Origin of the sequence: Pseudoxanthomonas sp. SGNA-20 (genome assembly GCF_003931635.1) — a bacterium.
Lineage (GTDB): Bacteria > Pseudomonadota > Gammaproteobacteria > Xanthomonadales > Xanthomonadaceae > Pseudoxanthomonas.
In genome coordinates this window covers 1-1,850 of the sequence record NZ_RRYK01000023.1, presented here as the reverse complement: position 1 = coordinate 1,850, position 1,850 = coordinate 1, and the positions used below count along the sequence as shown (strand labels likewise).

Genomic DNA, 1,850 nt, shown 5'->3' with positions numbered 1-1,850 from the left:
CGCCGCCTCGCAGGAGCAGGCGGCGGGCATCGAGCAGGTCAGCCAGACCCTGGTGCAGATGGACGAGGCTACCCAGCAGAACGCCGCGCTGGTGGAGGAAGCCTCCGCCGCCGCGCGCGCGATGGAGGAACAGGCCAGCCAGCTGGCCGAAGCGGTCGCTGCGTTCCGCCTGGCCGCCCCGTCCGCCTCGCGCGCCGGCAACTCCGCAAGGCCCGGCGTTGCCGCCGTGGATGCCTGGCAGGAGTTCTAGGTGCCAGCCCCGGGAAGGGGCTTCGTTCCGGTCGACGCCGGCTCCGCAACGGGGCCGGCGTTGTTTCTTCCCCCCTGCCTTCCTTGCGGCGGGGCATCGTGGCCGCGGCCGCGACAAGGCAAGGATCCAGCCGCCCTTGGCGGGCATTAAAGGAATGCGCCTCCGCGGTCGTTAACTAGCACCGCAAACATCGCATTTCATTGATCCGCATCAATCCGCGCTGGCCAATTGCCCGATCGGGGCGCTCCATCACAAGGTGCGCATCCGGGTCGTGCTTGCGCCTAAAGAAAACCCCCGCGACCGCCGCTTCCTCCGGTACCACGTCACAGAGAGGATGCGATGTTTGCCCTGAGGAAACTGAAGGTGGGTCCGCGCCTTGCCGCGGGCTTCGGCTTGCTGCTGCTGCTGATCGCCGGGATCCTGGCCGTGGTCATGCACGGCAACGGCCGAACGTCGGCGCAGTTCGGGCAGGTCGTCGACGTCAACATGGCGAAGATGCGCCTGCTCAACAGCATGCTCAACACGAACAACAGCGTGCTGATGCAGCGGCGCCTGATGCTGATCAAGCGCGGCGCCGACTTCGACGAGGACTACGCCTACGCGCAGAGCCTGTTCGTGGACTACGACAAGGCCTGGGACGAGTTCCTCAAGCTCCCGCGCGACGAAGTGGGCGAGCGCATGGTGCAGGACATCCTCGAGAAGCGCCGCATCGCCGACGAGTCCACCGCCAGGCTCGACGGATTCATGAAGACCGGCGATTTCGACGCCGCCATCGACGTGCTGCTCAACGAACTGCGCCCCCGCGCGGTGGCCTGGAACCAGGCAATCGCCAAGCTTGCCAAGCGCCAGGACGAGCTTTCGCTGCAGAGCCGCGAGGCCTACCTGGAGGTCGAGGCCCGGACCCGCGAGCTGGTGCTGGCGTTCGGCGCACTGAGCATCGTGCTCGGCGCGCTGGCCGCGTACCTGATCACCCGCAGCCTGACCATTCCGCTGACCGATGCCGTCCGCGTCGCCGACGGCATCGCCGACGGCAGGCTGGACAACCAGATCGACACCCGCGGCCGCGACGAGCCCGCGGTCCTGGCCCGCTCGATGCAGCGCATGCAGCAGCAGGTGCAGGCGGTGATCGCCGCGCAGCGCGAGCTGGCCGGGCAGCACGAGGCCGGCACCATCAGCTACCGGATCGACGCGGCCGCCTTCCCGGGCGAATACGGCACGATGGCCGCGGCCTCCAATGCCCTGGTCGCCTCCCACGTGGAGACCATCCTCGGCGCGCTGGAGGTGCTCAAGCACTATTCGATCGGCGATTTCAGCGTGGACATGCAGCGCCTGCCCGGCGAAAAGGCGGCGATGACCGCGACCGTCGACGGCATCAAGGGCAACCTCTCGGCCATCAACGGCGAGATCCGCCGCCTGGCCGACGCGGCGGCCGAGGGCGACTTCAGCCAGCGGGGCGACGAGGCGCGCTTCGAGCACGACTTCCGCGCGATGATCGGTGGCCTGAACCGGCTGATGGAGACCACCAACGCCAACCTGGGCGAACTGTCCGCCCTGCTCCAGGCCATCGCCCGCGGCGACCTGACCGCGCGCATGGAAGGCG

1 protein-coding gene and 1 pseudogene are annotated in these 1,850 nt (G+C 68.5%); both read left to right on the top strand.

Going from position 1 to position 1,850, the window contains the following annotated elements; translation table 11 throughout:
* Nucleotides 1–250, top strand: a pseudogene (locus EIM48_RS15245) (methyl-accepting chemotaxis protein); the annotation flags it as partial.
* A 363-nt stretch (nt 251–613) separates the two neighbouring features.
* Nucleotides 614–1,850 (top strand): Tar ligand binding domain-containing protein (locus EIM48_RS15240; protein ID WP_158675225.1); only part of this gene is annotated, 1,237 nt, incomplete at its 3' end.